General features: G+C 43.8%; 21 protein-coding genes. 8 read left to right on the forward strand and 13 right to left on the reverse strand.

What is annotated here, in order from left to right; all coding sequences use genetic code 11:
- Positions 1-24: 24 nt before the first annotated feature.
- From Q0N89_RS01020 to Q0N89_RS01035, 4 genes are all read left to right on the forward strand, one after another.
- Complete coding sequence (locus tag Q0N89_RS01020) at positions 25-2,154, forward strand: AAA family ATPase (RefSeq protein ID WP_294032956.1); 2,130 nt, start codon at positions 25-27, stop codon at positions 2,152-2,154.
- Positions 2,151-5,306, forward strand: a complete 3,156-nt coding sequence (locus tag Q0N89_RS01025) for a type I restriction endonuclease subunit R (protein WP_294032957.1) — start codon at positions 2,151-2,153, stop codon at positions 5,304-5,306. Before Q0N89_RS01020 ends, Q0N89_RS01025 begins: the two co-directional genes overlap by 4 nt.
- Entirely contained in the window at positions 5,306-6,505 is a 1,200-nt protein-coding gene (locus Q0N89_RS01030; RefSeq protein WP_294032958.1) for a restriction endonuclease subunit S, read from the forward strand. The genes Q0N89_RS01025 and Q0N89_RS01030 overlap by 1 nt, the downstream gene beginning before the upstream one ends.
- Positions 6,506-6,580: 75 nt before the next feature.
- A complete protein-coding gene (locus Q0N89_RS01035; RefSeq protein ID WP_294032959.1) occupies positions 6,581-8,125 on the forward strand; it encodes an aspartate aminotransferase family protein in 1,545 nt (514 codons plus the stop codon).
- 174 nt (positions 8,126-8,299) lie between these two features.
- Here Q0N89_RS01035 and nqrF read toward each other — a convergent pair whose 3' ends face one another.
- The 6 genes from nqrF to Q0N89_RS01065 are packed head-to-tail and all read right to left on the reverse strand — an operon-like array spanning position 8,300 to position 14,206.
- The gene (gene nqrF, locus Q0N89_RS01040) at positions 8,300-9,535 is read right to left on the reverse strand and encodes an NADH:ubiquinone reductase (Na(+)-transporting) subunit F (protein ID WP_294032960.1); all 1,236 of its coding nucleotides are present in this window, start codon (positions 9,533-9,535) and stop codon (positions 8,300-8,302) included.
- A gap of 20 nt (positions 9,536-9,555) precedes the next feature.
- Entirely contained in the window at positions 9,556-10,164 is a 609-nt protein-coding gene (gene nqrE, locus Q0N89_RS01045; protein ID WP_294032961.1) for an NADH:ubiquinone reductase (Na(+)-transporting) subunit E, read from the reverse strand.
- A complete protein-coding gene (locus tag Q0N89_RS01050; RefSeq protein WP_294032962.1) occupies positions 10,164-10,826 on the reverse strand; it encodes an NADH:ubiquinone reductase (Na(+)-transporting) subunit D in 663 nt (220 codons plus the stop codon). Before Q0N89_RS01050 ends, nqrE begins: the two co-directional genes overlap by 1 nt.
- Positions 10,827-10,828: 2 nt before the next feature.
- A complete protein-coding gene (locus Q0N89_RS01055) occupies positions 10,829-11,638 on the reverse strand; it encodes a Na(+)-translocating NADH-quinone reductase subunit C (protein ID WP_294032963.1) in 810 nt (269 codons plus the stop codon).
- The gene (locus Q0N89_RS01060) at positions 11,622-12,851 is read right to left on the reverse strand and encodes an NADH:ubiquinone reductase (Na(+)-transporting) subunit B (protein ID WP_294032964.1); all 1,230 of its coding nucleotides are present in this window, start codon (positions 12,849-12,851) and stop codon (positions 11,622-11,624) included. The genes Q0N89_RS01055 and Q0N89_RS01060 overlap by 17 nt, the downstream gene beginning before the upstream one ends.
- Before the next feature lie 2 nt (positions 12,852-12,853).
- A complete protein-coding gene (locus tag Q0N89_RS01065) occupies positions 12,854-14,206 on the reverse strand; it encodes a Na(+)-translocating NADH-quinone reductase subunit A (protein ID WP_294032965.1) in 1,353 nt (450 codons plus the stop codon).
- 475 nt (positions 14,207-14,681) lie between these two features.
- Between Q0N89_RS01065 and hisA the strand changes: the two genes are divergently transcribed.
- The 3 genes from hisA (at position 14,682) to Q0N89_RS01080 (ending at position 16,584) form a co-directional block, all read left to right on the forward strand.
- Entirely contained in the window at positions 14,682-15,407 is a 726-nt protein-coding gene (gene hisA / locus Q0N89_RS01070; protein ID WP_294033025.1) for a 1-(5-phosphoribosyl)-5-[(5-phosphoribosylamino)methylideneamino]imidazole-4-carboxamide isomerase, read from the forward strand.
- 168 nt (positions 15,408-15,575) lie between these two features.
- A complete protein-coding gene (locus Q0N89_RS01075) occupies positions 15,576-16,046 on the forward strand; it encodes a hypothetical protein (protein ID WP_294032966.1) in 471 nt (156 codons plus the stop codon).
- Between the two features lie 25 nt (positions 16,047-16,071).
- Complete coding sequence (locus Q0N89_RS01080; protein WP_294032967.1) at positions 16,072-16,584, forward strand: hypothetical protein; 513 nt, start codon at positions 16,072-16,074, stop codon at positions 16,582-16,584.
- An 86-nt stretch (positions 16,585-16,670) separates the two neighbouring features.
- On the opposite strand, the gene Q0N89_RS01085 is transcribed toward Q0N89_RS01080, so the two are convergent.
- The 4 genes from Q0N89_RS01085 to Q0N89_RS01100 form a co-directional block, all read right to left on the reverse strand.
- Entirely contained in the window at positions 16,671-17,579 is a 909-nt protein-coding gene (locus tag Q0N89_RS01085) for a sulfite exporter TauE/SafE family protein (protein WP_294032968.1), read from the reverse strand.
- A gap of 8 nt (positions 17,580-17,587) precedes the next feature.
- Positions 17,588-17,764, reverse strand: coding sequence for a cbb3-type cytochrome oxidase assembly protein CcoS (ccoS, locus tag Q0N89_RS01090; RefSeq protein ID WP_078254471.1), 177 nt, complete (start codon positions 17,762-17,764; stop codon positions 17,588-17,590).
- A gap of 125 nt (positions 17,765-17,889) precedes the next feature.
- On the reverse strand, positions 17,890-19,413 hold the full coding sequence (locus Q0N89_RS01095; RefSeq protein WP_294032969.1) for a protein adenylyltransferase SelO family protein: 1,524 nt from the start codon (positions 19,411-19,413) through the stop codon (positions 17,890-17,892).
- A gap of 132 nt (positions 19,414-19,545) precedes the next feature.
- Positions 19,546-20,730 carry a fatty acid desaturase gene (locus tag Q0N89_RS01100; protein ID WP_294032970.1) on the reverse strand — a complete coding sequence of 395 codons (1,185 nt, stop codon included), beginning with the start codon at positions 20,728-20,730 and terminating at the stop codon, positions 19,546-19,548.
- A gap of 402 nt (positions 20,731-21,132) precedes the next feature.
- Here Q0N89_RS01100 and Q0N89_RS01105 point away from each other — a divergent pair, with 402 nt between their 5' ends.
- A complete protein-coding gene (locus Q0N89_RS01105; RefSeq protein ID WP_294032971.1) occupies positions 21,133-21,846 on the forward strand; it encodes a TetR/AcrR family transcriptional regulator in 714 nt (237 codons plus the stop codon).
- A gap of 90 nt (positions 21,847-21,936) precedes the next feature.
- Here Q0N89_RS01105 and Q0N89_RS01110 read toward each other — a convergent pair whose 3' ends face one another.
- From Q0N89_RS01110 to Q0N89_RS01120, 3 genes are all read right to left on the reverse strand, one after another.
- Positions 21,937-23,331, reverse strand: coding sequence for an APC family permease (locus Q0N89_RS01110; protein WP_294032972.1), 1,395 nt, complete (start codon positions 23,329-23,331; stop codon positions 21,937-21,939).
- Positions 23,332-23,650: 319 nt separating this feature from the next.
- Positions 23,651-24,421, reverse strand: a complete 771-nt coding sequence (locus tag Q0N89_RS01115) for a pteridine reductase (protein WP_294032973.1) — start codon at positions 24,419-24,421, stop codon at positions 23,651-23,653.
- A gap of 12 nt (positions 24,422-24,433) precedes the next feature.
- Complete coding sequence (locus Q0N89_RS01120; RefSeq protein ID WP_294032974.1) at positions 24,434-25,624, reverse strand: tRNA nucleotidyltransferase; 1,191 nt, start codon at positions 25,622-25,624, stop codon at positions 24,434-24,436.
- Between the last annotated feature and the right edge of the window lie 75 nt (positions 25,625-25,699).

The raw sequence follows: 25,699 nt of genomic DNA on the forward strand, positions 1-25,699 counted from the left end.
TCTAAAATATAGGAGAGAATCATAATGAAGGTTGATCTTACTGATAATGATTTATTTAACTTCAGTGAAATCGAATTTAACAAAAAAGTTAATTTTATTTTTGGTAAAAATGGTTGTGGGAAGTCTACAATCACTAAATTGGTAAAAGATCAATGCAATGACTATGATGTTAGAGTATTTCAAGGATTTGAGAGTGTTATTAGTGAAAATAATACTCTGGACACTGTTATTCTAGGAGAAGAAAATACTGAGATTAATCAAGAAATATCTAAAAAAGAAAACCAAATAGAGGGTATTAGAAAGGACATAGAATCCATTCGCAATAATCTCATCGATAATGGAACGGAAAATTTATGGAAAGAGTATAAGATAAAAGAAAAAGAAGTAGCAAATATAGAAAATGAGATTGATGATTTTTGCAGAAATAAAGCAAGAGAGATAAAAAATCATGGTTTGAAGATATCTTCAACATCATATGATATTGGATCATTTAAACATGATATACCATATGCCAAAGGTTTGGAAATTCAAGATATTGAAAAGCTTGAATCATTGCTGAGGTCTGAAGTTAAATCAGCTCAAATAATAAATAAACTAAACATCAATCTAAGTAATGAATTAAAGGATGTAAATACATTGCTTCAAGGAAAAGTTGTAGAAAAAACGAGATTAAGTCGTTTGGATGACAACGCTCAAAAAAGAGATTTTGCTGAAAAAGGATTAAGCTTACATCAAGCAGGAGAACAATGTGCTTTTTGTAATAATATTGTTTCAAAAGAAACATTAGCAGAACTAGAGAGTTATTTTTCAGCAGATGATGTGAGAAATTTTAAACATGAGATAGAAAATAAAATTAAAGAGTTAGAGTCTTATATCAGCGATGTTCAAAACATCAGTATAGATAGCTCCAAATTTTACGCTGACTACAAATCCGATATTGATGAAATCAACCATAAATTAGGAGACTTAAAAAATGAATATGAAATTTTTTTAAATAAATTGATTTCTGAATTAAACAATAAGTTGGCTTATTTATTTGAGGAGTGTGAAAAACTTGCTCTGACTTGTCCTGATGATATTAATTCCATCATTAATCATTACAATCAGATTGTAGATGACAATAACAGTAGCAACTTAATAAAAAAACAAACGGGTGCTCGAGATGCTCTGCGTTATCACTTTGTGAAAGAGTATTGTGATAAATTCCAATACGAAGCGAAAAAGTCTAACTTGGAAGTACATCAGAATCTGCTTCAAGTTTTAAAAAATAAAGTTGATGGTGAAGAATCAAAAATTAAAGCATGCCAAAATAATATCAACCAAATTGAAGAGAATATCAAGCAATTATTGGAAAGTACAAAAAATGAAAAAATTCTAGTTGAAAGAATAAATAAGAAATTAAAACTTTATGCCAGTTTTGAGCTGATTCATCAAGAGACAAGCAATGATTATAAAGTCAGGTGCTTAAGAAATTTAAATATAAGAAGTGTTCAAGAGCTATCCACTGGAGAGAAAAACCTGATTGCTTTCTTGTATTTTATTGAGAAATTAAATGAATTGAGTAATAACTCTCATTCAAGTAAAAGATGTGTTGTTTTTGACGATCCAATGAATTCCAATGATGATGCGGTTCAGTATCTAATTATTGAAGAATTGCAGAGATTAAAAGATAGGCATCTTCGTGATAATGAGATATTTATTTTATTAACACACAATATTCATTTTTATTTAAATGTAAAATATGGTTGCAAATATGATAAATGTAATTTTTATCGGCTGGTAAAAATTAAAAATCGTGTTAATTGTATTAATATAGATAATGGAGAAGACGATTTTAAAACAAACTATGCTGCACTTTGGCAGGAGTTACAGTTTCTTTTGAGTCAGGATGATGCTAGCCCAAATATGCTTTTAAATCCTATTAGAAGGATTATTGAAACTTATACTAAATTTAATGGATTGAATCAAAGTGATTTTTTTGCCAATACATCAGGTGCAAGAAAGTTATTCAATGTGAATTCTCATTCTATAGATGATTTAGAAGCCGAATTAAATGGAAGATCAAAACAAGAGATTATTGTGTTATTTAAAAGTTGTTTTGAAGAAAATAATGCTATAGCACATTTTCAGAAATTTTTTGGAGATAACCCATGACAACCCAAACCACCCCCATCACCGAAACCAATCACTTTATCGTACTGGATAAATACGACAAGATCGAGCAAGTCAGCAGCTATCAGACCGAGAGCGAGATGGAGCGGGAGTTTATCAGCGATCTTGTGGAGCAGGGCTATGAATATCGCACCGATCTAACGACGCATGATAAACTACTTGCCAATGTCCGTGTACAGCTAGAGCGGCTGAATAATACCGCTTTTAGCGATGGTGAATGGCATCGCTTTGTGGCAGAATATCTGGATAAGCCCAGCGAGAATATGATCGAAAAAACTCGCAAACTGCACGATGACAGTGCTTATGATTTTGTGTTTGATAATGGCCGTATCCAAAACATTCATCTACTGGACAAGACCAATCTGGGCAATAATAAACTGCAAGTCATCCATCAGTTTGAGCAGACGGGTACGAGTACGAACCGCTATGATGTCACCATCTTGGTCAATGGTTTACCGATTGTGCAGATCGAACTCAAAAAACGCGGCGTCGCCATTCGTGAAGCGTTTAATCAAATTCATCGCTATTCCAAAGAAAGCTTTAATAAAGAAAATTCGCTGTTCAAATACCTACAGATTTTTATCATCAGTAACGGCACCAACACCCGCTATTTTGCCAATACCACCAAGCGAGAGAAGAACAGCTATGACTTTACCATGAACTGGGCAAGGGCGGATAATATTCCCATTAAAGATCTTAAGGACTTTACCGCCACCTTTTTTGCCAAGAATACTTTACTCAATGTCTTAATCAAATACTGCGTGTTTGACAGCAGTAACACCTTGCTGATTTTGCGCCCCTATCAGATTGCGGCGGCGGAGCGGATTTTGTGGAAAATCAGCAGTTCGTATAATACCAAAAACTACAGCAACCCAACCAGTGGCGGCTATATCTGGCATACCACAGGCTCGGGCAAGACCTTGACGAGCTTTAAGACAGCACGGCTAGCCACAGCGTTACCATTTATCAAAAAAGTGTTCTTTGTGGTGGATAGAAAGGATCTGGACTATCAGACCATGAAAGAATATCAACGCTTTAGCCCTGATAGTGTCAATGGCTCGGACAGCACCAAAGGGCTAAAAGCTAATATTGAACTAGATGACAATAAAATCATCGTCACCACGATCCAAAAGCTCAATAATCTCATGAAATCCGAGCATAATTTGAATATTTATGATGAGCCTGTGGTGTTTATTTTTGATGAATGCCATCGCTCGCAGTTTGGCGAAGCCCAAAAGAACCTTAGCAAGCGGTTCAAGAAATTTTGTCAATTTGGCTTTACAGGTACGCCGATTTTCCCAAAAAATGCCATCGGAGCCGAGACGACCGCCAGCGTCTTTGGCGAACAGCTGCATTCTTATGTCATCACCGATGCCATCCGTGATGAAAAGGTGCTCAAGTTCAAGGTGGATTATCATAATGTCCTGCCGAAGTTTAAAACTGATGAAAACGAGCAAGATCTCACCAAGCTATCAGCCGTCGAGAACCGCAAAGCACTGATGCACCCCGAGCGCATCCGTGAAGTCAGCAGCTATATTTTGGACAGATTCCACCAAAAAACGCATCGTAATAACGCCACAGGCAAGGGCTTTAATGCGATGTTTGCCGTCAGTAGCGTCGATGCTGCCAAGCTATACTATGAGACGCTCCATGAACTGCAAAAGAGCAGCGCTAAACCGCTAAAAATCGCCACCATTTTCTCATACGCTGCCAACGAAGAGCAGGACGCCATCGGTGAGATCGAAGACGAAGGCTTTGAAGTCTCAGCGATGAATGCCAGTGCCAAAGAGTTCTTGACAAAGGTGATCGATGAGTATAATGCCGAATTTAGAACCAACTTTAGTGTAGATAGTAAAGAGTTTCAAAACTACTACCGAGATTTGGCTAAGCGTGTCAAGGATCAAGAGATTGATTTACTTATCGTCGTCGGTATGTTTTTGACAGGCTTTGATGCACCAGCACTCAACACCTTGTTTGTGGACAAAAATTTACGCTATCATGGGCTGATCCAAGCCTATAGCCGTACCAACCGCATCTATAACGCTACCAAGACCTTTGGCAATATCGTCACTTTCCGCAATCTAGAGCAGCCGACCATCGACGCCATCACGCTATTTGGCAATAAAAGCACTCGCCAAGTGGTGCTCGAGCAGCCGCTCAATAGCTATCTGGATGGCTATACTGATACGCTGTCAGGGCGTGCGCATCGTGGCTTTGTGGATATCGTCAATGAGCTGAACGAGCGATTTGGCGAGCCTGATAATATCATCACCGAAAAGGACAAAAAAGACTTCGCCAAGCTATTCGGCGAATATCTGCGTGCCGAAAATGCCCTACAAAACTTTGATGAATATCAAGCGATGATGGAGCTCAAACGCCTACCGCCCATCACCGATGAGACCGATGAAGTGGCAGCTGCTCACATCAGCCAAAGCATTCAAGACATCCAAAATAAATATCAGCTCGATGATGAAACTTTAGACAAATTACAAGCTATCCCATTGCCGAGCGAGCGCATGATACAGGACTATCGTTCTACCTATAACGACATCCGTGACTGGAGTCGTCAGCAAAAACAGGGCGAAGAACAAGCCAAATCCACCATCAGCTGGGATGATGTGGTCTTTGAAGTGGATTTGTTAAAATCCCAAGAGATTAATTTGGATTATATCCTAGAGCTGATTTTTGAGCATAACAAAAAAACCAAGGATAAAGCCATCATCATCGATGAGATTCGCCGCCTGATTCGCTCAAGCTTCGACCATCGTGCCAAAGAAAGCTTGATTGTGGACTTTATCAATCAAACCGATCTGGATAACCTGCCCGATAAAGCAGGCGTGATCGAAGCCTTTTATCAATTCGCCCAAGGTGAGCAGAAAAAAGAAGCCGATGAGCTCATCACTGATGAGAATCTCAACAGCGATGCTGCCTTGCGCTATATCGCCACATCATTGAAGCGTGAATACGCCAGCGAAAACGGCACAGAATTGAACGACATCTTACCAAAAATGAGCCCGCTCAATCCGCAATATCTCACCAAAAAACAAAGCGTGTTCCAAAAAATCGCCCAGTTTGTGGAGAAATTTAAGGGTATTGGTAATTTAAATGGGTTATTAAATAAGGAAAATGACTGATGGCACAACATCCGTTTTTAGAAAACTTACTCAATGGGCAGACGGTGGAGTGGAAGCCGTTGGGTGAAGTGGCTGTTATAGGCACAGGAAGCTCAAATCGCCAAGATGAAAGTGAAAATGGAGATTATCCATTTTATGTCCGCTCAAAAAATGTTTTGCGCTCTAATAGTTATCAGTTTGATGAAACCGCCATTGTTATTCCAGGTGAGGGAGGTATTGGTGATATTTTTCATTATGTGGAGGGTAAGTATGCCTTACATCAAAGAGCGTACAGAATTTGCATTCATGATGAGAACGTTAATACTAAGTTTTTATATCATGTTATGAGTCAAAGTTTTAAACAATACATATTGTCAAAAAGCGTGGGTGCAACTGCTACATCAATCAGAAAACCAATGCTAGAAAAATTTCTAATTCCAATTCCGCCTCTATCCGCGCAAATTGAAATTGTAAGGATGTTGGATGTAATAAACGATTTGCTTGATGAATTAAAAAGTGAACTAAATTTACGCCAAAAACAATATCAATATTATCGTGATAAACTCTTGACATTTGATGCTGAAGCCGTACAATCCTTGGCGACAGCGAGCGACAGCAGGACAGTGGTGTGGAAGACTTTGGGTGAAGTTAGCGAAGTCACTAAATTGGCTGGATTTGAGTTTACAAACTATGTTCAATATAGCGAACAAGGAACAATTATCGCCTTGCGTGGACTGAATGTGAAGGGGAGACTTGATTTAAATGATGTGAAATATATAGATAATAGTGATTTTTCAAAGTTGAATCGCAGTAAGCTTTTTATAGATGATGTTTTATTTACTTATGTCGGCACTGTGGGTAATGTTGCTTTAATTCCTGAAAATGACAAGTACTATTTAGCACCAAATGTCGCAAGAATTAGATTTTTAGATAAGAACCAAGTGCACCCTAGGTTTGTGCTGTATTATTTTCAAACCACTTTTTTTCAGTCAAAGCAAATTGGAAAATATTTAAGTTCATCATCTATGAAAAATCTAACGATGGAAAATATTAGAAAATTTAAAATCCCCATCCCACCCCTATCCGAACAAGCCCGAATTGTCGCTATTTTGGATAAATTTGATAAGCTGACCCAGTCCATCACCGAGGGCTTGCCCCGTGAGATCGAACTGCGTCAAAAGCAGTATGAGTATTATCGAGAAGCTTTGTTGTCGTTTTGATGTAGGGTGGATGTCTAAGCATAGCCAAATTATGCTACAATAGCCCTATTTTCACCAACTAGGAAATCCTGCGTTATGCCAACTTTTGACCAACATAAACAAGCCCTACTGTGCAACGATGCTCAATCCATCGCCGATTATGAATCAGCGATGGCACAGGCAACTCAAGCCGTCGCCAACTGGCTAAAAAACGACAAAATGTACACCGGCGGTAGCATTAAGCAACTTCGTTCAGAAATCGCTTTTGAGCCGACCAAAGAAGGCTTGGGCGTGCACGCATCGCTTGAGCGACTTGTTGAGCTGTTTTTGAATAAAAGCCTGAAGGTGCATCATCCGCATTCATTGGCGCATCTGCATTGCCCAACGATGGTAACAAGCCAAATCGCTGAAGTGCTCATCAATGCCACCAACCAATCGATGGACTCATGGGATCAAAGCCCAGCAGGTTCATTGATGGAAGTGCAGCTGATTGACTGGCTACGCCAAAAAGTCGGCTATGGTAGCGGTACGGCTGGCGTCTTTACTTCAGGTGGTACGCAGTCGAACTTGATGGGTGTGCTGCTGGCCCGTGATTGGTGCATCGCCAAAAACTACCAAAATAGCGACGGACAAGCATGGTCTGTACAGCGTGATGGCATCCCTGCCGATGCCATGCAAAAGGTGAAAGTCATCTGCTCAGAAAATGCCCATTTTAGCGTCCAAAAAAACATGGCAATGATGGGTATGGGATTTCAATCGGTTGTTACAGTACCTGTGAATGAAAATGCTCAAATGGATGTGGTTGCATTAGAAAAAACCATGCAAGCACTGCAAGATGATGGTAAAATCATCGCCTGTGTGGTAGCAACCGCAGGCACGACCGATGCTGGTGCGATTGATGATCTAAAGGCGGTGCGTGCATTGACCGATAAATTTGGCGCGTGGATGCATATTGATGCGGCATGGGGCGGGGCGTTATTATTGTCCAATGACTACCGTGATATGCTTGATGGCATTGAGTTATCTGATTCGGTGACGCTGGATTTTCATAAGCACTTTTTTCAAAGTATCTCATGCGGTGCGTTCCTACTAAAAGATGAGCAAAATTATCGCTTTATGCACTATGAAGCAGAATATCTGAACTCTGCTTATGACGAAGAGCATGGCGTGCCAAACCTTGTTTCTAAGTCATTGCAAACCACACGCCGTTTTGATGCATTAAAACTGTGGATGACCATCGAAGCTTTGGGCGAAGAGCTGTACGGCTCAATGATTGACCACGGGGTGAAGCTGACTCGTCAAGTGGCGGATTATATCAAGGCGACCGATGGGCTTGAGCTATTGGTTGAGCCACAGTTTGCATCAGTGCTGTTCCGTGTCGTGCCAGCGGGGTATCCTGCCGAGTTTATCGACAGTCTGAACCAAAATGTCGCTGATGAGCTGTTTGCCCGTGGTGAAGCCAATATCGGCGTGACTCGGGTGATTGATGCTCGCCAAGATGTGCAGTCGCTGAAGATGACTACACTTAGCCCTGTGGCGACGCTTGAAAATGTCCAAGCGCTACTTGCTCAAGTGCTCAAAGAAGCCGAACGCATCAAAGATGACATCGCAAGCGGTAACTACACACCGCCGATTGACTGATTTTGTTGATTAAATCAGTACAAACCGCCTTTTGCGATAAAAGGCGGTTTTGTTTTGGCTGATGTTTGTTGTAAATATAGGGCTTTAATCTTTGTGATAAATTTGCTAATTATCAAAAAGGCTTGCCCAAAAAAATCCCCGCCAAACGGCAGGGATTTTGGTTTTTTTTGGTGATTAGCCACCGAAATCATCCAGTAGGATGTTTTCATCTTCAACGCCCAGTGATTTAAGCATTGAGATAACCGCAGCGTTCATCACCGGAGGTCCACACATATAGAACTCACAGTCTTCAGGTGCTGGATGGTCTTTTAGATAGTTTTCATACAGCACATTGTGAATGAAGCCAGTGTAGCCTTCCCAGTTGTCTTCTGGTTGTGGGTCAGATAGAGCGACATGCCATTCAAAGTTGTCAAACTCTGCTGCCAATCCGTCATAATCTTCGACATAGAACATTTCACGCTTTGAGCGCGCACCATACCAAAAGCTGATTTTGCGTTTTGATTTTAGGCGTTTTAGCTGGTCAAAGATGTGTGAACGCATCGGTGCCATACCTGCACCACCACCGATGAATACCATCTCGGCATCGGTATCTTTGGCAAAGAATTCACCATATGGGCCTGATACGGTGATTTTATCACCCGGTTTTAGGCTAAAGACATACGATGACATCTTACCCGGTGGGATACCTTCAGGGCCGCGTGGCGGTGGACTTGCGATACGGATGTTGAACTTGATGATGCCTTTTTCTTCTGGGTAGTTTGCCATCGAATAGGCACGAATCACAGGCTCATCGACCGTTGAAGTATAACGCCATAGATTGAAATTATCCCAATCTTCGTGATATTCAGGGGCGATGTCGAAGTCCTTGTAATGCACGGTGTGCGGTGGCGCTTCTAACTGTACATAGCCACCGGCACGGAATGGGACGACTTCACCTTCAGGAATCTTCAATGTCAGCTCTTTAATAAAGGTTGCCACGTTATCATTTGAGATAACAGTACATTCCCATTTTTTGACATCAAAAAATTCTGGGTCAATCTCAATTTTCATGTCTTGCTTAACAGCAACCTGACACGCCAGACGCATACCGTCACGGATTTCGCCTTGGGTGAAATGACCTTCTTCGGTCGGCAAAATATCGCCGCCGCCATCGATAACTTTACAACGGCACTGACCACAGGTACCACCACCACCGCAAGCAGACGATAGGAAAATGCCTTCGTTTGCTAGGGTTTGTAGCAGCTTGCCACCTGCTTCGGTGGTGACGCTGTTGTCAGGGTTGTCGTTAATATTAATGGTAACTTTGCCACTGTTTACCAATCTTGAGCGTGCCACCAAAATAACAGCAACTAAGCTCATGATAATGACGGTAAACATGGCAACGCCGCCAAATGCGGTACCAAATTCCATGATACTTTTCTCCTAATTGCTTATAGCGACATGCCGCCGAATGACATAAAGCCAAGCGACATCAAGCCAACAGTGATAAAGGTGATGCCAAGACCACGCAACGGGCCAGGCACATCCGAATATTTCAGCTTATCACGAATGGCGGCTAGAGTTGCAATCGCCATCGCCCAACCAAGACCTGAGCCGATACCATAGACGATCGATTCACCGAAGTTATAATCACGCTCAACCATGAACAGTACGCCACCCATGATGGCACAGTTTACGGTGATCAATGGTAGGAATACACCTAGGGCATTATAAAGGCTAGGTACATATTTATCTAGGAACATCTCCATGATCTGTACCACAGCAGCGATCAGTGCGATATAGCTTAGAAAGCCCAAGAAGCTTAAGTCAGTATTTGGATAACCTGCCCAAGCTAATGCACCATCTTTTAGTAGGTATTGATAAAGTAGGTTGTTGAGTGGCACGGTAATTGCCATCACCACAACCACTGCAATACCCAAGCTGATGGCGGTTGAGACTTTCTTTGAAATCGCAATAAAGGTACACATGCCTAAGAAGAAGGCAAGTGCCATGTTTTCGATGAAAACAGATGTAATAAATAGGCTAATATAGTGTCCCATTAGTGACCCCCCATGCCTTTAGATTGTGGTTTCATCACATATTCTGCTGGCTCTTGTTGATCTTTTTTCCAGATGCGGATAATGGCAATAAAGCCTGCAATCACAAAGAATGCTGATGGTGGCAACAGTAGCAGACCGTTTGGAATGTACCAACCGCCATCGGTGGCTTTTTCGAGTAATTGGATGCCAAACCAGCTACCATTACCCAAAATCTCACGCACGGTTGCAACAAATAGCAATACCGCAGAATAACCAAGACCGTTACCAATACCATCTAAGAAGCTTGGGATTGGTGGGTTGCTCATGGCAAATGCTTCAGCACGACCCATAACGATACAGTTGGTGATGATTAGACCAACAAAGACTGATAGCGAGCGACTGATTTCATAGGCGAACGCTTGTAGAATTTGGTCAACCACGATAACCAGCGATGCGATGACGACCATCTGGACGATAATACGAATCGATGATGGAATTTTGTTACGGATAATTGAGATAAAAAAGCTAGAAAATGCCGTAACCAAGGTCAGGGCGATACACATCACCAAAGCGTTTGGGACGCTGGTTGTTACCGCAAGTGCCGAACAGATACCCAAGATTTGTAGTGCAATCGGGTTGTTGTTAAAAATCGGCGTTGTTAAGATGCTTTTGGTATCAGCCATGATTATGCTCCTTGACCAGAATCAGCTTTGTTGGCTTTTAGGTTATCCAAAAACGGCTTGTAGCCATTTTCACCCATCCAAAATTGCAGCAGATTATTCACACCACGAATGGTCAAAGTTGCACCACTGATGCCATCCACTTGACCTTCTTTGGCTGTACCAGCTTTGGTGACAGCCATCTTCATCGAACCATCTTCATTATACAGCTGCTTATCCACCCATAGGGCACGCCATGGCTCATCGGTGATACGAGAACCTAAGCCTGGGGTTTCTTTGTGTTGATAGAAGTTTACGCCCTTGATGGTATTTAGGTCTTTGTCTAGGGTCAATAGACCATAGATTTGACCCCATAGACCTGCACCATGAATCGGTAGGACAAGTTCTTCAACATTGCCATCAGCACCTTTAGCTAGATAAACTTTGCTAAATTTCGGCTTGCCACCGATACCTGCGGTGTCATTCTCTAGTGGTGTTGATAGATTTGGTGTGCGTGCAGCTTTGGCAACATCATAGCTATTGACATCACCTAGACCTGCTGCAGCAATCTCTTCATCGGTGGCATAAGCACCGGTTTCTAGATTGATATAGCGCACATCAAAACTGGCAAAACGCTCAGCAATCACCGATGTTGAGTCGGTTTGTGGGTTGAATTTGCCAGCAGCGATTAGGATGTTTTTGTTCAAATCTTGGCGCGCATTGTCTTGTTGCTTAGATTTTAGACCGACAGCAACTGCCGACACGAGCACCGAACACACCAAGCACAGTACCAACGCTGTGACGATGGTGCTTGCGTTACTATTTTTGGCTGACATTGCTTAATCTCCGTGCAGTTTGGCGTTTGATGTTGGCTTGAGTGACGAAGTAGTCAAATAGTGGTGCGAACAAGTTAGCAAACAAGATGGCAAGCATGATGCCTTCTGGGAATGCAGGGTTCACCACACGGATAACCACAGTCATAAAGCCGATAAGTAAACCATAGCACCAACGACCTGTATTGGTATGTGCTGCTGACACAGGGTCAGTTGCCATAAATACCGCACCAAACATAAAGCCACCGATGACCAAATGCCAATGGGCAGGTAGGCTCATCATTGGGTTTTCGCCGCCGATTAGGTTAAAGATGAACGCAGTCACCACCAGACCCACCACAGAGCCTGCAATCACACGCCATGATGCGATACGAGTCCACAACAGACCAATCATACCAATCAAGATGGCAAGGGTAGAGACTTCACCGATAGAGCCTTGCATATTACCTAGGAAGGCATCCATCCAAGTGATGGTGTTGCCATAGGCATCGACAAATTTATCAGGTGTTACGCCCAGTGCTGCCAAGCCAAGTGGGGTTGCGCCACTAAAGCCATCGACCGCTGTCCAAATCGCATCACCTGACATATAGGCAGGATAAGCAAAGTATAGGAACGCACGACCAGCTAGGGCAGGGTTTAGGAAGTTTTTACCTGTACCGCCAAACACTTCTTTGGCAACGACAACACCAAAGCTGATGCCTAGCGCCACTTGCCATAGTGGAATATCTGGTGGTAGTGATAGGGCAAATAGCACCGAAGTCACAAAGAAACCTTCGTTCACTTCATGGCCACGCACGACGGCAAAGATGATTTCCCATAGGATACCGACAGCAAAGGTCACGGCATAAATTGGCAAAAATTGCATCGCGCCATAAAGGAAACACGCCCAAACGCTATTTGGATCGTAGCCCGCCATATCGGTGATGATGGTACGCCAGCCGTCAGGGGTGATGCCCAGTTGTTGGATGGCGGTTAGGGCTTGAAAGCCGACATTGTACATACCCCAGAACATCACAGGGAAAGTACATAGCCAAACAGTAATCATGATACGCTTAAGGTCGATACCATCACGCACATGAGAAGCGCTATAAGTCTGAGATGACGGCTGACGGAAAAAGGTGTCAAACATCTCAAACACAGCATAATATTTCTCGTACTTACCACCTTTGGCAAATGATGGCTCCATACGGTCAAAGATATTGTGAATGAACTTCATGGTTAGCCTTCCTGCTCAATACGGGTCAAGTTATCACGCAAAATATCACCAAATTCATATTTACCCGGTGATACAAAGGTGCACAATGCCAAGTCTTCTTCGTCAAGCTCCAAAGCACCCAAATCCACCGCTGTGATGATGTCTTCGACAATCAGTGCACGCAGTAGCTGAGTAGGTAGGTAGTCTTGTGGCATGACAGTCTCATAAAGACCGATTGGCACCATCGCGCGTGGTGAGCCGTTGGTACTGGTCGTAAAGGCGTATTTTTTGCCTTTGAAAAATTGCGAGATATAGATTGGCAATTTTGAGAAACGGTTGCTACCTAGAGCAAAAAAGTGCATCGCAGGGCGTTCACGACCTTCAGCCAGTGCTGAGACTTGGTTGTGGAAACGACCCAAGAACGCCACAGCGTCAGTTGCCTTGCGACCTGATAGTACAGAGCCTGAGATGATACGGTTGTCATCACCGTTTAGCTCGTCACGAGTCAGCTCAAGCAGGTCAGCACCACGAGTGGTGCGGATTAGACGTGGGTTTTTGACCACAGGGCCTGCCAGACTGATTAGGCGATCGGTGTGGATTTTACCGGTAGTAAATAGCTTGCCGATGGCGATGACGTCTTGGTAATTGATCGTCCAAACTGTCGTACCACGACCCAATGGGCGCAAAAAGTGAATGTGCGTGCCTGCGTTACCTGCTGGATGCACACCGGTGAAACCTTGATAGATGGTTTCGTTACCTTCTGCGGTTTTGCTTACTTTCTCAGGGGCGACATCACCATGACAGACATAGGTCTTTGGTGAGAGCGTTGATAAAACTGCCAAGCCATCATTAAAAGAAGCGATTTCTTCAAATAATACCACCGCAGGATCAACCGCCAATGGGTTGGTGTCGGTTGCGGTGACAAAGATGGCGTCAGGTGTGCTATCAATTTCAGGTGAGCGGCTAAACGGACGAGTGCGAAGTGCTGTCCATTCGCCTGATGCGACCAGCTGTTCAACCACAGTGGCACGGTCAAGCAGGCTCAAATCTTCTGAATTATAGCCATTAAAGGTGATTTCGGCGGCTGCATTATCATCACGAGCGATGACTAGGCTTTCAAATACACGGCGTTCGCCACGATTGATGGCGACCACTTTACCGCTCACAGGGGCGGTATATTTGACACCCGCACGCTTTTTATCTTCGAACAACACCTGTCCTTTGGCAACAATATCGCCTTCCTTCACAAACATCGTTGGACGCATGCCGATATAGTCATAACCGACAAGTGCAACTTGAGTTGGCGTGTGTTCGCTAATTTGCTTGGATGGCTCACCTGTGATGGGCAAGTCCAAGCCTTTTTTGATGGTAATCATAAGCGGATACTTAAATTAAGACCAAAACACACCAGCACAGCAACAGCCCAAAACAAGGCTTGCAATGGCTGGCTACCAAATTTCCCTAAAAACATCCAAAGCTTGTGGCTATCAGATAGCTGCAAGTTGATTTTGTCTAAAGGCTTATGTCAATGTGTAATAATATAAGGTTTGTTACTGTAACATTACCCAAAAAGTACAATTGACACAAGTAACCTTTCAATTATACGCTAAAATGCCGAAAAATTATAGGCTTAACTAATGATTATATAGCAAAAAATAGGGTAAAACTGCATCAAAAAGCCCGATTTTGCTGATTTATATTTATAAAACTAATAAGTATATACAAGTGATGTGGACGATGATTGGCAAGTTTTTGCCTTAAACTGTTGTAAGCAATGCTAGGATAATTGCCCAAAACCTGCTAAAATGCTGTCCATTGATAGACCGTCATTAATAAGGAAAACTTATGTCTATGCTGATTATCCCTGCCATCGACCTAAAAGATGGCAAATGCGTCCGCCTAAAGCAAGGTAGAATGGACGATGACACCGTATTTAGCGATGACCCTGTGGCGATGGCGAGCCAATGGGTAGCTCAAGGCGCACGCCGTCTGCATTTGGTGGATTTAAACGGTGCATTTGATGGCATGCCTGTGCACAAAGATGTGGTGACAGCAATTGCCAAAGCGCATCCGAATTTGCCGATTCAGCTGGGCGGCGGTGTGCGTAGTCTTAGCACGATTGAGCATTATCTAGACGCAGGGCTGACCTATATCATCATCGGCACAAAGGCGGTCGAAGAGCCTGAATTTGTGGAGCTTGCCTGCCGTGAGTTTGCAGGGCATATCATCGTCGGTATCGACGCCAAAGATGGCATGGTGGCGACGCATGGCTGGGCGAATGTCACCGATGTCAAGGCGACCGAGCTTGCCAAGCGATTTGCTGATGCGGGCGTGTCAAGCATCGTCTATACCGACATCGCCAAAGATGGCATGATGCAGGGCGTGAATATCGAGCAGACGGTGGAGTTAGCTCGCTTTAGCGGTCTGCCGGTGATTGCATCAGGGGGCGTGACCAATCTTGATGACATCCATGTGCTCAAGCCATACAGCGAGCATCTACTCGGTGCGATCACAGGGCGTGCGATTTATGAAGGGACGCTGGATTTGGCGGCGGCGCAGGCACTGCTTGATGCCTAAATGCAGTCAGCTGATGGCTGATTGATTGTTAATACCCCGAATGTGATGTTCGGGGTATTTTTATGGGTATAAAGTAACAAAATCATCTTATAAACGCTTGCTTGATGAATGCTTATCGTATATGCTAAGGTGTATCAATCGGATGGATTTGCTTATCAAGGAATGATGATGAAACAACTCTTACCACTGACTCTAGCACTATTCACCGTCGGCTGTACTACCACACAGCCGACCGTTCAAGTAGGTCAATCAACCACAGAATCTACCCAGACACAGATTTTGTATTATTGGGTGCATCCAAAAAATCCTGTGCAAATGCTTGGTGTGGTATCAGGTGAGTTTTATTGGGAAAATGGTTGCATTTATCTATTGCAAAATGGCAAGAAATTCACCGCCCAATTCCCAGAACTGCCCAAAGACAGCGTTGTGTGGCATGAGCAGCGCCGCACTTTAACACTTAAAAACGCCAATAATTTATCTGAAACTGTGGAATTTTACATGGGTGACGTGATTCTTACCAATGGCTATTATTCTGCTTATACGGCAGAAAAAATTGCCAATACAGATGAGCAGGATAGAAAATGTTTATCGCCAGATGGTATGGCAAATATCGGTACAGTAAGTATTGAAAAACTTTAAAATTTAAGCTTATCAAGGAATGATGATGAAAATGCTCTTACCACTGACTCTAGCACTATTCACTATTGGATGCACAACCACGCAGCCAACTGTTCAAGCACAGCAACGGACTATCGAACCTATCGCACAGACAGTCAATCCAGTTAAAACACATATTATGTATTATTGGATTGACCCAATTCATGAAGGTCAAACACTAATGACAACATCTAGAGAATTTTATTGGCAAGATGGTTGTCTGTATCTACTAAACCAACATGGCAAACTGGCTGCTGCATTTCCTGAATTTCCAAAAGATGCTATTCAGTGGAATGAGCAGGATAAAACCTTGACCATGACCAATAAAGATAGACCGCCTAAGCAGTTTACCTTTAAGATGGGTGATGTGATTTATACCAATGGCACGGTTGTTCACAAGAAAAATATCAATATGGATGACCAAACCCCAGAAGATTATAAATGTCTTGAATTTTCGACAGGTATAGCAGCTCTTGGCACGATTGATATCGAAAAATATGATATGTCGGATAAGCGATAAGCTGTGATTGGCAAAAAATTGCAAACTTTAGTAAAAAAACACCCCAATTGTTAGCATTGTTAGCCAATTGGGGTGTTTAATTTTGATTAATGATGTGTGTGCTGACTGTGGTCGGTATGAGTGGGGTCAGTATGAGTGGCGTGTGCATCAGGCTTGGCGTCGGTGGATGGATTGGCAGGCTGATGCTGTGTGTGGTCTGTATGCGCTGAGTGGGCGGTGTGATTGCCATCTGCACTTGCTGTATCGTGCGTGCTATGGTCGCTGTGATTGGCGTGTGCACTGTGGTTGCTGTGGTCGCCATGATTGCCGTGAAGCTTGTGCATGAGTGGCATACTAAAGGCAATGGCAAGCCCTGAGATAATCATGATAGCACCGCTAAATTTACGCAGATGCAAGGTGGTGATTTTGGATTTTAGCCAAGTAATCAGCGAACCTGTTGCAAGGAGCATCGGCAAAGTCCCAAGCCAAAAAAACACCATAAACCCTGCTGCCGACAGACCAAATTGGTCATCGCTTGCTAGTCCTAGTGCCACACCAAGCGCCCCATACACCAGACCGCAAGGCAAAAATCCCCACAACAAGCCTGCAAACACCGCCTTTGGCACGGTATCCATCGGTAGCACCTTACTGCGAATTGGAGCAAGTGCGTTCCATAAACCCAAGCCTGCTTTTTCAAGCTTATTAAGCACCGGCAAGCCAAACATCAACAAGCCTGCAAAGATAAGCGCACCGCCGAGCAGATATTTTGGCAGATTGCCATTTGCCATCAATGGCGCAAAAATATGCTTACCAACGGTCGCCGCCACAAGCCCAAGCAGTACATAACTGCCCAAGCGTCCGATATGATAGCACGCCATGAGTAGCAGTTTTTTGGTGGGACTGTGTGCTTTCATCGACAGGCTAAACGCCGCCACGATACCGCCACACATCCCAAGACAATGTGGCGAACCAAGCAAACCCATGCTTAGCGCAGCAAAAATCAGTGCAAAAGTCATACGATGCCTTATTTATGTTTTGATTGTTGGATTTTTCGGCGTGCTTGGCGGTCATCCAGGATGATTTGCTCGGGGGCATTGTCCAAATCTTCAAACTGATTGGACTTGACCGCATAATAAATCGCCCAAATCGCCACCACAAATAGCATGAGACTGAGCGGAATTAATAAATAAATGCTTAACATGGCACTCTCTTAGACCGATTGGCAGAGCCTTTTTGTCGCTTTGCCCAAAATTTGTGCTATTTTACCAAAAATCCCGATTGGCATAAAGGGATTATCCGCCTGTCTGTGCATTTGGTGCAAGATTGTTAGGATAGACAGCTGACGGCGATTTGTTGGTCGGCTAAGGCAGGCGTGATGTCATTGGCGACTGCTTTGGGATTGACTTGATAAGGGGTGCTGAGTATCTCAAATAAGCGCTGCACTTCACCAAAATCATCTGTTAGGGCATGCGTGATGGCGGTGTGTGCCATGTGGTTGCGTAGCACATAGACGGGGTTGTGCGTTGTCAGTCGCTGTATCACCGCTTGAGTGTCGTTTTCGGCTTGGATAAGATGAGTAAAGCGTGCTACCCATGCTTGCCAAGTGTCTAGCGCCTTGTGCGGTAGGCCACGAGTGAGTGTGCCAAGCAGTCGGCGTTCGTGCGTATCGGCAGTATCGCTGTACATTTTATTTGCCGTATTATCCACTGTATCATCCGCCACCGCAATCAATGCACGAAAGGTATTGGTATAATCCAGCTGATAAGTTTTCATCAAATCAAGCAGTTCATAGCCAAGCGCCGTCGTCTCATCACTTGCGTTGGCAAAGCCAAGCTTATGCGCAAGTCCATCATGATAAGTCTCTTGTAGCGCTTGTTCATAGCTATCTAGCGCATCATCAATGGCGGTCGGTGTCACGCCGATACGCTGTAAATTTTTGAACACCGTTGCCAAATTCCAATAGCCAATCATCGGCTGATTTTGGTAAGTGTATCTGCCTGTGTGGTCGGAGTGGTTATTAATCCAAGCAGGGTTAAAGCTTTCCATAAATCCAAAGGGCCCAAAGTCAAGCGTCGTACCTGTGATGTTCAGATTGTCCGTATTCATCACCCCATGACTAAAGCCGACCAGTTGCCACTTGGCAATCATGCATGCGGTATTGATGGCAATTTGCTTTATCAGTGCAGGCATATCTGCCGTACCTGCCGTGCTATCGTATAGTGATGGATAATAACTTTGGCAAATATGAGTGATAAATCCTGATAAATAATCTGATGCATACATCGCCACCCATTCGATATGCCCCAGTCTGACATGACAGTCACTGACACGCAGTAGTGCAGCGGCTCGCTCCATCTGATAGCGTTGAATGGGTGTGTCCGACACCACAAAGCCAATCGCATCCGATGAGTCGATACCAAGACAATTCAGCGCATGACCGCACAGATATTCACGGATAGTACTAGCAATCATCGCTCGCCCATCGCCATGCCGAGAGTAGGGCGTGCGTCCTGCGCCTTTTAGGTGCAAATCTGTCAGTCGTCCATCATCATCCATCAGCTGTGCGATTAATAAGCCACGCCCATCACCAAGCTGACCTGCCCACTGCCCAAACTGATGCCCTGCATATGCCATTGCAATCGGCTGTAACCCATGCGGACTTTGGCTTGCCAGTGGCGTCAGTCGCCCACTGATGACATCTTGCCAGTCGTTATCGCTAAGATTGCCAAGTCCAAGTTTATCAATCAATCCACGATTTATCGCACCTAGCTTAGGCGTATCAAGTGGCATAGGATTGATATGGCGGTACAGGCGTTCGTCATGTTTATGATAGTCGGTGATAAATTTCATGGCATCTTAAGGGTGGTGATAAATGGTTTAGACAGTGTAGCACACTTTGGCTAAGTGTGATAATGCGATAAAAAAAGAAAAACCCTTTATCCAAGCGTCGGATAAAGGGTGGAGAAAAAGTGTTGCTAAAGCTTAGGCTTTGGCGGTTTTACCTTTAAGTTGTAAAAATGCCTTTTCGATACGTTCGCTGTGCGCTAGGATTTTGGCTTCGACTTCGGCAAACTGCGCTTTGAGCTTGTCATCAGCTTCTTGTAGGCGATTGGCAAATTCTGCTCGTTTTAGCTCAATAGCTTGAGCTTTTAGGGCGTGCCATTCTTCGACGGTTTTGGTAAATTCGTCATATTCAGCACTGATACGCTCTTTGAATGCCATCAAACGCTCATCCAGGCTTGGCTCACCACCGTTTACGATTCGCTCTTGGGCACGCTTAAACTGCATGGTGACTTCGGCGTGCTTGATGGTCAGATTATCGACACGCTTCAAGTCTGATGCGAGACCGATTTTTGACAAAATAGCGATAAACCATTTGGTTGGGTCGTATTGCCACCATTTGACGCCGTTACGATAGTCATATTGGAAATAATGATGGTAGTTGTGATAACCTTCACCCCAAGTAAAAATCGCCAACACGCCATTATCACGCGCGGTATTGGTATCAGTATAAGGGCGAGTGCCAATCATGTGGCAAAGCGAGTTGATAAAGAAGGTAAAGTGATGTGTCAGCACAAGACGCAATAGACCTGCGATCAAAAATGTCCCTAGCATATCACCAGTGATCAGACCTGCGATACCGACGACGACTAAGTTTGTCGCAACAACCCAAAAGCCGTAGTAGTTGTGCTGAAGGGTAAGTAGTTTGTCTTTTTTGAGATCAGGGATATTTTTATAATCATACTGACCGCTTGGGTATTTGTGCAGCATCCAGTCCATATGGCTGAACCAAAAACCACGGCGAGCCGAATACGGATCTTCATATTCATCATCGACATGGCGATGGTGCGTGCGATGACCTGAGCACCAGTCAAAGGCAGAGCTTTGGACAGCTAAGGTCGCCCCAAGCAATAAGAAATATTTGACAATCGGGTGGGCTTCATACGCCTTATGCGCCCATAGGCGGTGATAGCCTGCGGTGATGGATAGTCCCGTCCACGCCATAAAGATGGCAAAAGCCGTCCAAACAGCAGGATTGACCCCGTGTGTCCATAGATACCAAGGCACTAGGATGATTGCCAGTAGTGGCGTAGATAAAAGCACGATGGCAGGCACCCAGTTGATGGGCGCATTTTTAAAGGCTTCAGGATTGCGTTCGATACTCATAAACGAAGGTTACCTATAAAATTGGGCGACAAACTTAATGCTTTCTCCAAAAAGTTTGCAAAAACAGCGATCAGTATTCCAAATATTTTGGCAAAATGCCATCAATAGCCTATCAATGACACTGCACAAAGCTTGGTGTGACAAAGGTTTGTACGCAGTGACCGCCTTTTATTATGCTATCATACTTCCTATAAAAAGTGAACAATTATTCACATAAATTTATGGGAGAAATTGTAACTTTGTTACAGTATCGTACAGTAGAATAACTTGGTCATATAGATCTCAGCATTATTTGGCATTAGAAAATATTTGTAAAATAAGCGCATGTTGATAATTAAAAATTGATGTCAAGACAAGCTTGGTTTGCTATAATTTGCTGGTTGAGTTTTTGAGGAATGAACTATGTCCAACCGCAAGGAGTTGTACAATCTTCGTGAGGCACGGATTTTGGAAACTGCAGAGCAGTTGTTGCTTGATTCTGGTGAAGGTGATTTGACGCTAGACAGCCTAGCGATGCAGCTTGATCTGGCCAAAGGAACGCTGTATAAGCATTTTTCAAGCAAAGATGAGCTATTGATGCGTATCTTGATTGATTTTGAAAAACGCAAATTTTTGATGAATGATGTCAATGATGGCGCAGGGGCGGGCGTGGCTCGATTGGTGCTACAACTGCTAAACTTACCGCATCGTGCGATTTTATTTAATCATATCGAAGAGCGGCTATCATCAACGGCTGTGGGTCTAAATAAACTGTTTGGCGAATTGTATCAAGTGCGCCGTGAACGATTGGCTCGGCTATCGAATATTGCTGAGACTTATTTGGCAGAACAAAATAGCGGCATGACCACGAGAGACTATCTGGCGACGATTTATTCGGTCGGGCAAGGTGGGGCGAGTTTACTTAATTCCACCTTTTATCAGCGGTATCTTGGTCGCCGAGACACGCTTAAGCAAGCACTGGTGAAGCAGATGCTTGATTTGCCACGCTTATACCCAAAAGTCGATAGCGCTGAGCAGGATTTACAAAATGCGCAGTTTAGCACCGAGCTAAATGAAGAAGTGGACATCGAAGAAATCGCCGATGCGATTGGTGCTCGGGTGGAGATGAGTATTTAGATGAGCGTTTGACAGTTTTTTTGACTGTTTAAGGTGTGAAAAAAATATCCCCGACAAGCATCGGGGATATTTTGTGTATATAATCAAAGATTATACATCTTCTTCTTTATATTGTGGTACTGGTGCTTTAAAGCCACGAGTCTTGATACCTAGCCAGATAAAGCCAAGTGCTGCCCAGAATAGACCAACTTTAAGAGTCAAGCCATCAACTTCTAACCACATTAAGAATACGCTAATAAAGCCAAGTACGGGAACAATAATGTAATTAAATACATCCTTTCCGTTTTTAACAAGCTTATTGCGGAATACATAATGGAAAAGTACCGAAATATTAACAAAGCTAAATGCAGTCAATGCACCAAAGCTGATTAGGTTGACGACAGTGTCAAGATTGATAAAACCTGCTGTTAATGCTACAGCGCCTGCAATTAAGATGTTATTTACTGGTGTGCGAAGTTTAGGGTGGATTTGACCAAAAATCTTGTTGCTGATTACGCCATCACGACCCATCACATACATCAGACGAGATACGCCAGCGTGTGCTGAGATACCTGATGCCATTACGGTAACAATCGCAAAGCCCAATACCCAACCTTGGAATACTGCACCGCCAACTGCCAAAAGAATTGATGGTTGCGTACCTTCTTCAACAGCTTCTTTGAAGTAGCCAACAGCTTCATTTGGAAAATACAGCTGCATAAAATAGGTACTTACAATAAAGATAATACCAGCGATTAGCGAGGTGAGGAACATTGCTTTTGGTAGAGTATTTTTAACATCTTTAGTTTCTTCAGCCAAGCTTGATAATGAGTCAAAGCCTGTAAATGAGAAACATAGGATGGTTGCACCTGTAATTACAGCTGTGATAGATGTGGTATCATTCCAAAAAGGAGTTAGGCTCCATAATTGGTAGGCGTTGGTCGGATCGATTGTACCATCAGCATTGACGCCACCTTGAAGATGTTGGAATGTCATGAACACAAAAATAGCAATGATGGCAATTTGGATGAATACAATCCAACTATTGAAATACGCTACCACTTTTGAACCAAATAGGTTTACACCTGTCATTAATGCCGTCAAACCAATCACCCACACCCAGTGGTTTACTGATGGGAATAGTGCTTCTAGGTATAGCACCGCAAGGATGATATTGACCATTGGCGATAGCAGATAGTCAAGCCAGCTTGACCAGCCCACCATAAAGCCCATGCTTGGGTTGATGGATTTTTGGGTATAAGTATAAGCAGAACCTGAAGATGGATATGCGCGAATCATATGACCATAACTGAGAGATGTCAGCAAAATGGCAATTAGGGCGAAAAAGTAGGACATTGGTACATGTCCAAAACTTTCTTGCGAGACTTGACCAAAGGTATCAAGTAGGGTCATTGGTTGGATATAGGCAAGACCGATGATGATGACATGCCAAAGACCAAGGTTTCGCTGCAGGCGAGCGACATTCGGGGTAGGTGAAGTATTCAACGATGGTATTCCTTTTAAGTGTGCAAAATGCAGCCAACACAAAAGAGAACTAAGCTTCATCGTATCAAACGCAATCGTTTGAATTTGGTTCGATTAGGCTATCTGCTCCAAGAATTAAAAAAAGTAGGGTTGAAAAAATGGGTATCAAAATTGCTAGTTTGTAACAAAAATCAATACCCATGTAAGTTCTTGTGAATTTTAGCCCAAAAAAAGTGATTTGTCAGCAAGTTTTTTGGTAATTTGTTCAATTTTCACCAATTTTGGCAAATTATTTTGTAAAAATTGATGAAAAATTATCCCAATGTGCTTTTTTTATCCATCACCCGCCCTTTAAGGTCAGCCCACGACCGCCATCCACTGCCAAGATTTGCCCTGTGATATAGCGGCTATTGATCATAAACAGCACAGCACTAGCAATGTCATCGGGTGTGCCGATGCATTTGAGCGGCACAGAGTCTGTCAAGATGGCTTGGGTTTGGCTGTTTAGCTCGGGATTTTGGTCGTCATTAGGAAAGATATTCACCCCAGGGGCGACGCCATTGATGCGGATATCAGGCGCAAGCTCAAGTGCCAAGCTCTGTACCATCATGCGATGCCCCGCCTTTGCCATATTATAAATCGGATAACCGACAAAGGGCTTGGCATCGGCATGAATGTCAAGCAGGCTTAGGATACTGCCTTGATTTTGTTTAAGTTCTTTGGCGAATGCGTGTGTCAGTAGTAGCGGTGCTTTGGCATTGGTCAGCATCAAATCCTGCCAATGCGCCATCATCGTCTCGTGCGTGCCATCAAATGGCGTGGCATAAAAGCTCGACGCATTATGCACCAAGACATCCAGTCTGCCAAAGCAGGACAGCACTTGTTCTGTAAACTCATCAAGCAGCTGACTGTCATTGACGACATCCAAGCTTGCGCTGATGGTCTTGGCAGAATTGGGACGAATGGCGTTCAGTCTATCTGCCAAGGCGCAAGCGTCATCATGGCTGTGATGATAGTGGATGATGACATCGTAGCCATCGGCGTGTAAGGTGGTGGCGATGGCTTTGCCAATTCGCTTGGCAGCACCTGTGATGAGTGCGGTTTTGTTCATAATTGATAAACACTAATTTAAAATATAAAAAATTGTCAACGCATTTGCCATCTGAAAATTACCAATCAGTCCATACAGTGCCTGTGTGCGTAGGCGTGTCAGCTCATCGCCAATGGCTTTGCCAGTAAGTGTGCTGTCTATATTTGCCATACCAATAGACTGATAGCGACTGATGGCATCAGCTAGCCATGCCTTTGGATAAGGCATTGATTTATTTTGATAAATTTCACAAGCATCATACAGCGACATCAGTAGTGTATCATCTTTATGAGCTTTGGTATGCTCAATCACGGTGAGTAGCTGCTCGGCGGTGATATTTGGCAGGGCAAGTAGTGTCGCACGATAATGAATAAACGCATGGATAAACTGACCGATGGCTTTTGGGACATTGAGCCGTGTTAGGCAGTCATTAAGCCCATTGATGTCATCGCCAAATACCGAAAACAGCATCGCTAGGCGAGTGGCAAGCGGACTATTTGCTCGGCAAGCGTTTTGCAATCTTGTCATCATCGCTTGATATGTGTCATAATTTGCCAATCGCTCGGCAAGTGTCGGTAATAGATGCGCCAAAATCCCAAGTCGGTGCAAGCAGTCGATATAATGATAACCATGTGGTTCGGCAATCGCCCGAGCTGTCTCTTGCCAAATGCGTTCACGGCTTAGATGTGATAATTCGCCTTGGGCGGCGATACTTTGCATGAGTGCCTGCGTGTCATCATGGATGACAAAGCCAAGCGGGGCAAAGCGGGCATAAAAGCGAGCCACTCGTAGCACACGCAAGGGGTCTTCGCTAAAGGCGGGGCTGACATGGCGTAGCACTTTGGCGTGCAAATCATCGAGCCCGCCATAATAATCCATCACTTCGCCTGTGATTGGTGTGTCATCAAATAAGCCTGTCACTTCGATGGCAAGTGCATTGATGGTCAAATCTCTGCGTAATAAGTCATCGGCTAGGCTGACATCAGGGCTTGACTGCACGCTAAAGGCAGTGTGCCCTGTGCCGACTTTGCGCTCAAGGCGGGCAAGTGCGTATTCGGCGTGCGTATCAGGGTGCAAAAATACCGGAAAATCCGCACCGACTTGGCTAAAGCCATGAGCGAGCATGGTGGCAGTATCCGTGCCTACGACCATAAAGTCCTTGTCCTTAACAGGTAGTCCAAGCAGCCCATCACGCACTGCACCACCGACCAGATATACTTTCATGCTATTTTTTCCGATGATTGTAAGAATGAGATGGATTTACTATAGCAAGATTTTTATAAAAAAACCAATAAAAAA

Origin of the sequence: uncultured Moraxella sp., assembly GCF_945873075.1 — a bacterium.
GTDB lineage: Bacteria > Pseudomonadota > Gammaproteobacteria > Pseudomonadales > Moraxellaceae > Moraxella.

Coding starts and splice junctions, on each gene's coding strand:
- Q0N89_RS01020 (WP_294032956.1), top strand. CDS start 25: ATGAAGGTTGATCTTACTGATAATGATTTATTTAACTTCAGTGAAATC.
- Q0N89_RS01025 (WP_294032957.1), top strand. CDS start 2,151: ATGACAACCCAAACCACCCCCATCACCGAAACCAATCACTTTATCGTA.
- Q0N89_RS01030 (WP_294032958.1), top strand. CDS start 5,306: ATGGCACAACATCCGTTTTTAGAAAACTTACTCAATGGGCAGACGGTG.
- Q0N89_RS01035 (WP_294032959.1), top strand. CDS start 6,581: ATGCCAACTTTTGACCAACATAAACAAGCCCTACTGTGCAACGATGCT.
- nqrF (WP_294032960.1), bottom strand. CDS start 9,535: ATGGAATTTGGTACCGCATTTGGCGGCGTTGCCATGTTTACCGTCATT.
- nqrE (WP_294032961.1), bottom strand. CDS start 10,164: ATGGGACACTATATTAGCCTATTTATTACATCTGTTTTCATCGAAAAC.
- Q0N89_RS01050 (WP_294032962.1), bottom strand. CDS start 10,826: ATGGCTGATACCAAAAGCATCTTAACAACGCCGATTTTTAACAACAAC.
- Q0N89_RS01055 (WP_294032963.1), bottom strand. CDS start 11,638: ATGTCAGCCAAAAATAGTAACGCAAGCACCATCGTCACAGCGTTGGTA.
- Q0N89_RS01060 (WP_294032964.1), bottom strand. CDS start 12,851: ATGAAGTTCATTCACAATATCTTTGACCGTATGGAGCCATCATTTGCC.
- Q0N89_RS01065 (WP_294032965.1), bottom strand. CDS start 14,206: ATGATTACCATCAAAAAAGGCTTGGACTTGCCCATCACAGGTGAGCCA.
- hisA (WP_294033025.1), top strand. CDS start 14,682: ATGCTGATTATCCCTGCCATCGACCTAAAAGATGGCAAATGCGTCCGC.
- Q0N89_RS01075 (WP_294032966.1), top strand. CDS start 15,576: ATGAAACAACTCTTACCACTGACTCTAGCACTATTCACCGTCGGCTGT.
- Q0N89_RS01080 (WP_294032967.1), top strand. CDS start 16,072: ATGAAAATGCTCTTACCACTGACTCTAGCACTATTCACTATTGGATGC.
- Q0N89_RS01085 (WP_294032968.1), bottom strand. CDS start 17,579: ATGACTTTTGCACTGATTTTTGCTGCGCTAAGCATGGGTTTGCTTGGT.
- ccoS (WP_078254471.1), bottom strand. CDS start 17,764: ATGTTAAGCATTTATTTATTAATTCCGCTCAGTCTCATGCTATTTGTG.
- Q0N89_RS01095 (WP_294032969.1), bottom strand. CDS start 19,413: ATGAAATTTATCACCGACTATCATAAACATGACGAACGCCTGTACCGC.
- Q0N89_RS01100 (WP_294032970.1), bottom strand. CDS start 20,730: ATGAGTATCGAACGCAATCCTGAAGCCTTTAAAAATGCGCCCATCAAC.
- Q0N89_RS01105 (WP_294032971.1), top strand. CDS start 21,133: ATGTCCAACCGCAAGGAGTTGTACAATCTTCGTGAGGCACGGATTTTG.
- Q0N89_RS01115 (WP_294032973.1), bottom strand. CDS start 24,421: ATGAACAAAACCGCACTCATCACAGGTGCTGCCAAGCGAATTGGCAAA.
- Q0N89_RS01120 (WP_294032974.1), bottom strand. CDS start 25,624: ATGAAAGTATATCTGGTCGGTGGTGCAGTGCGTGATGGGCTGCTTGGA.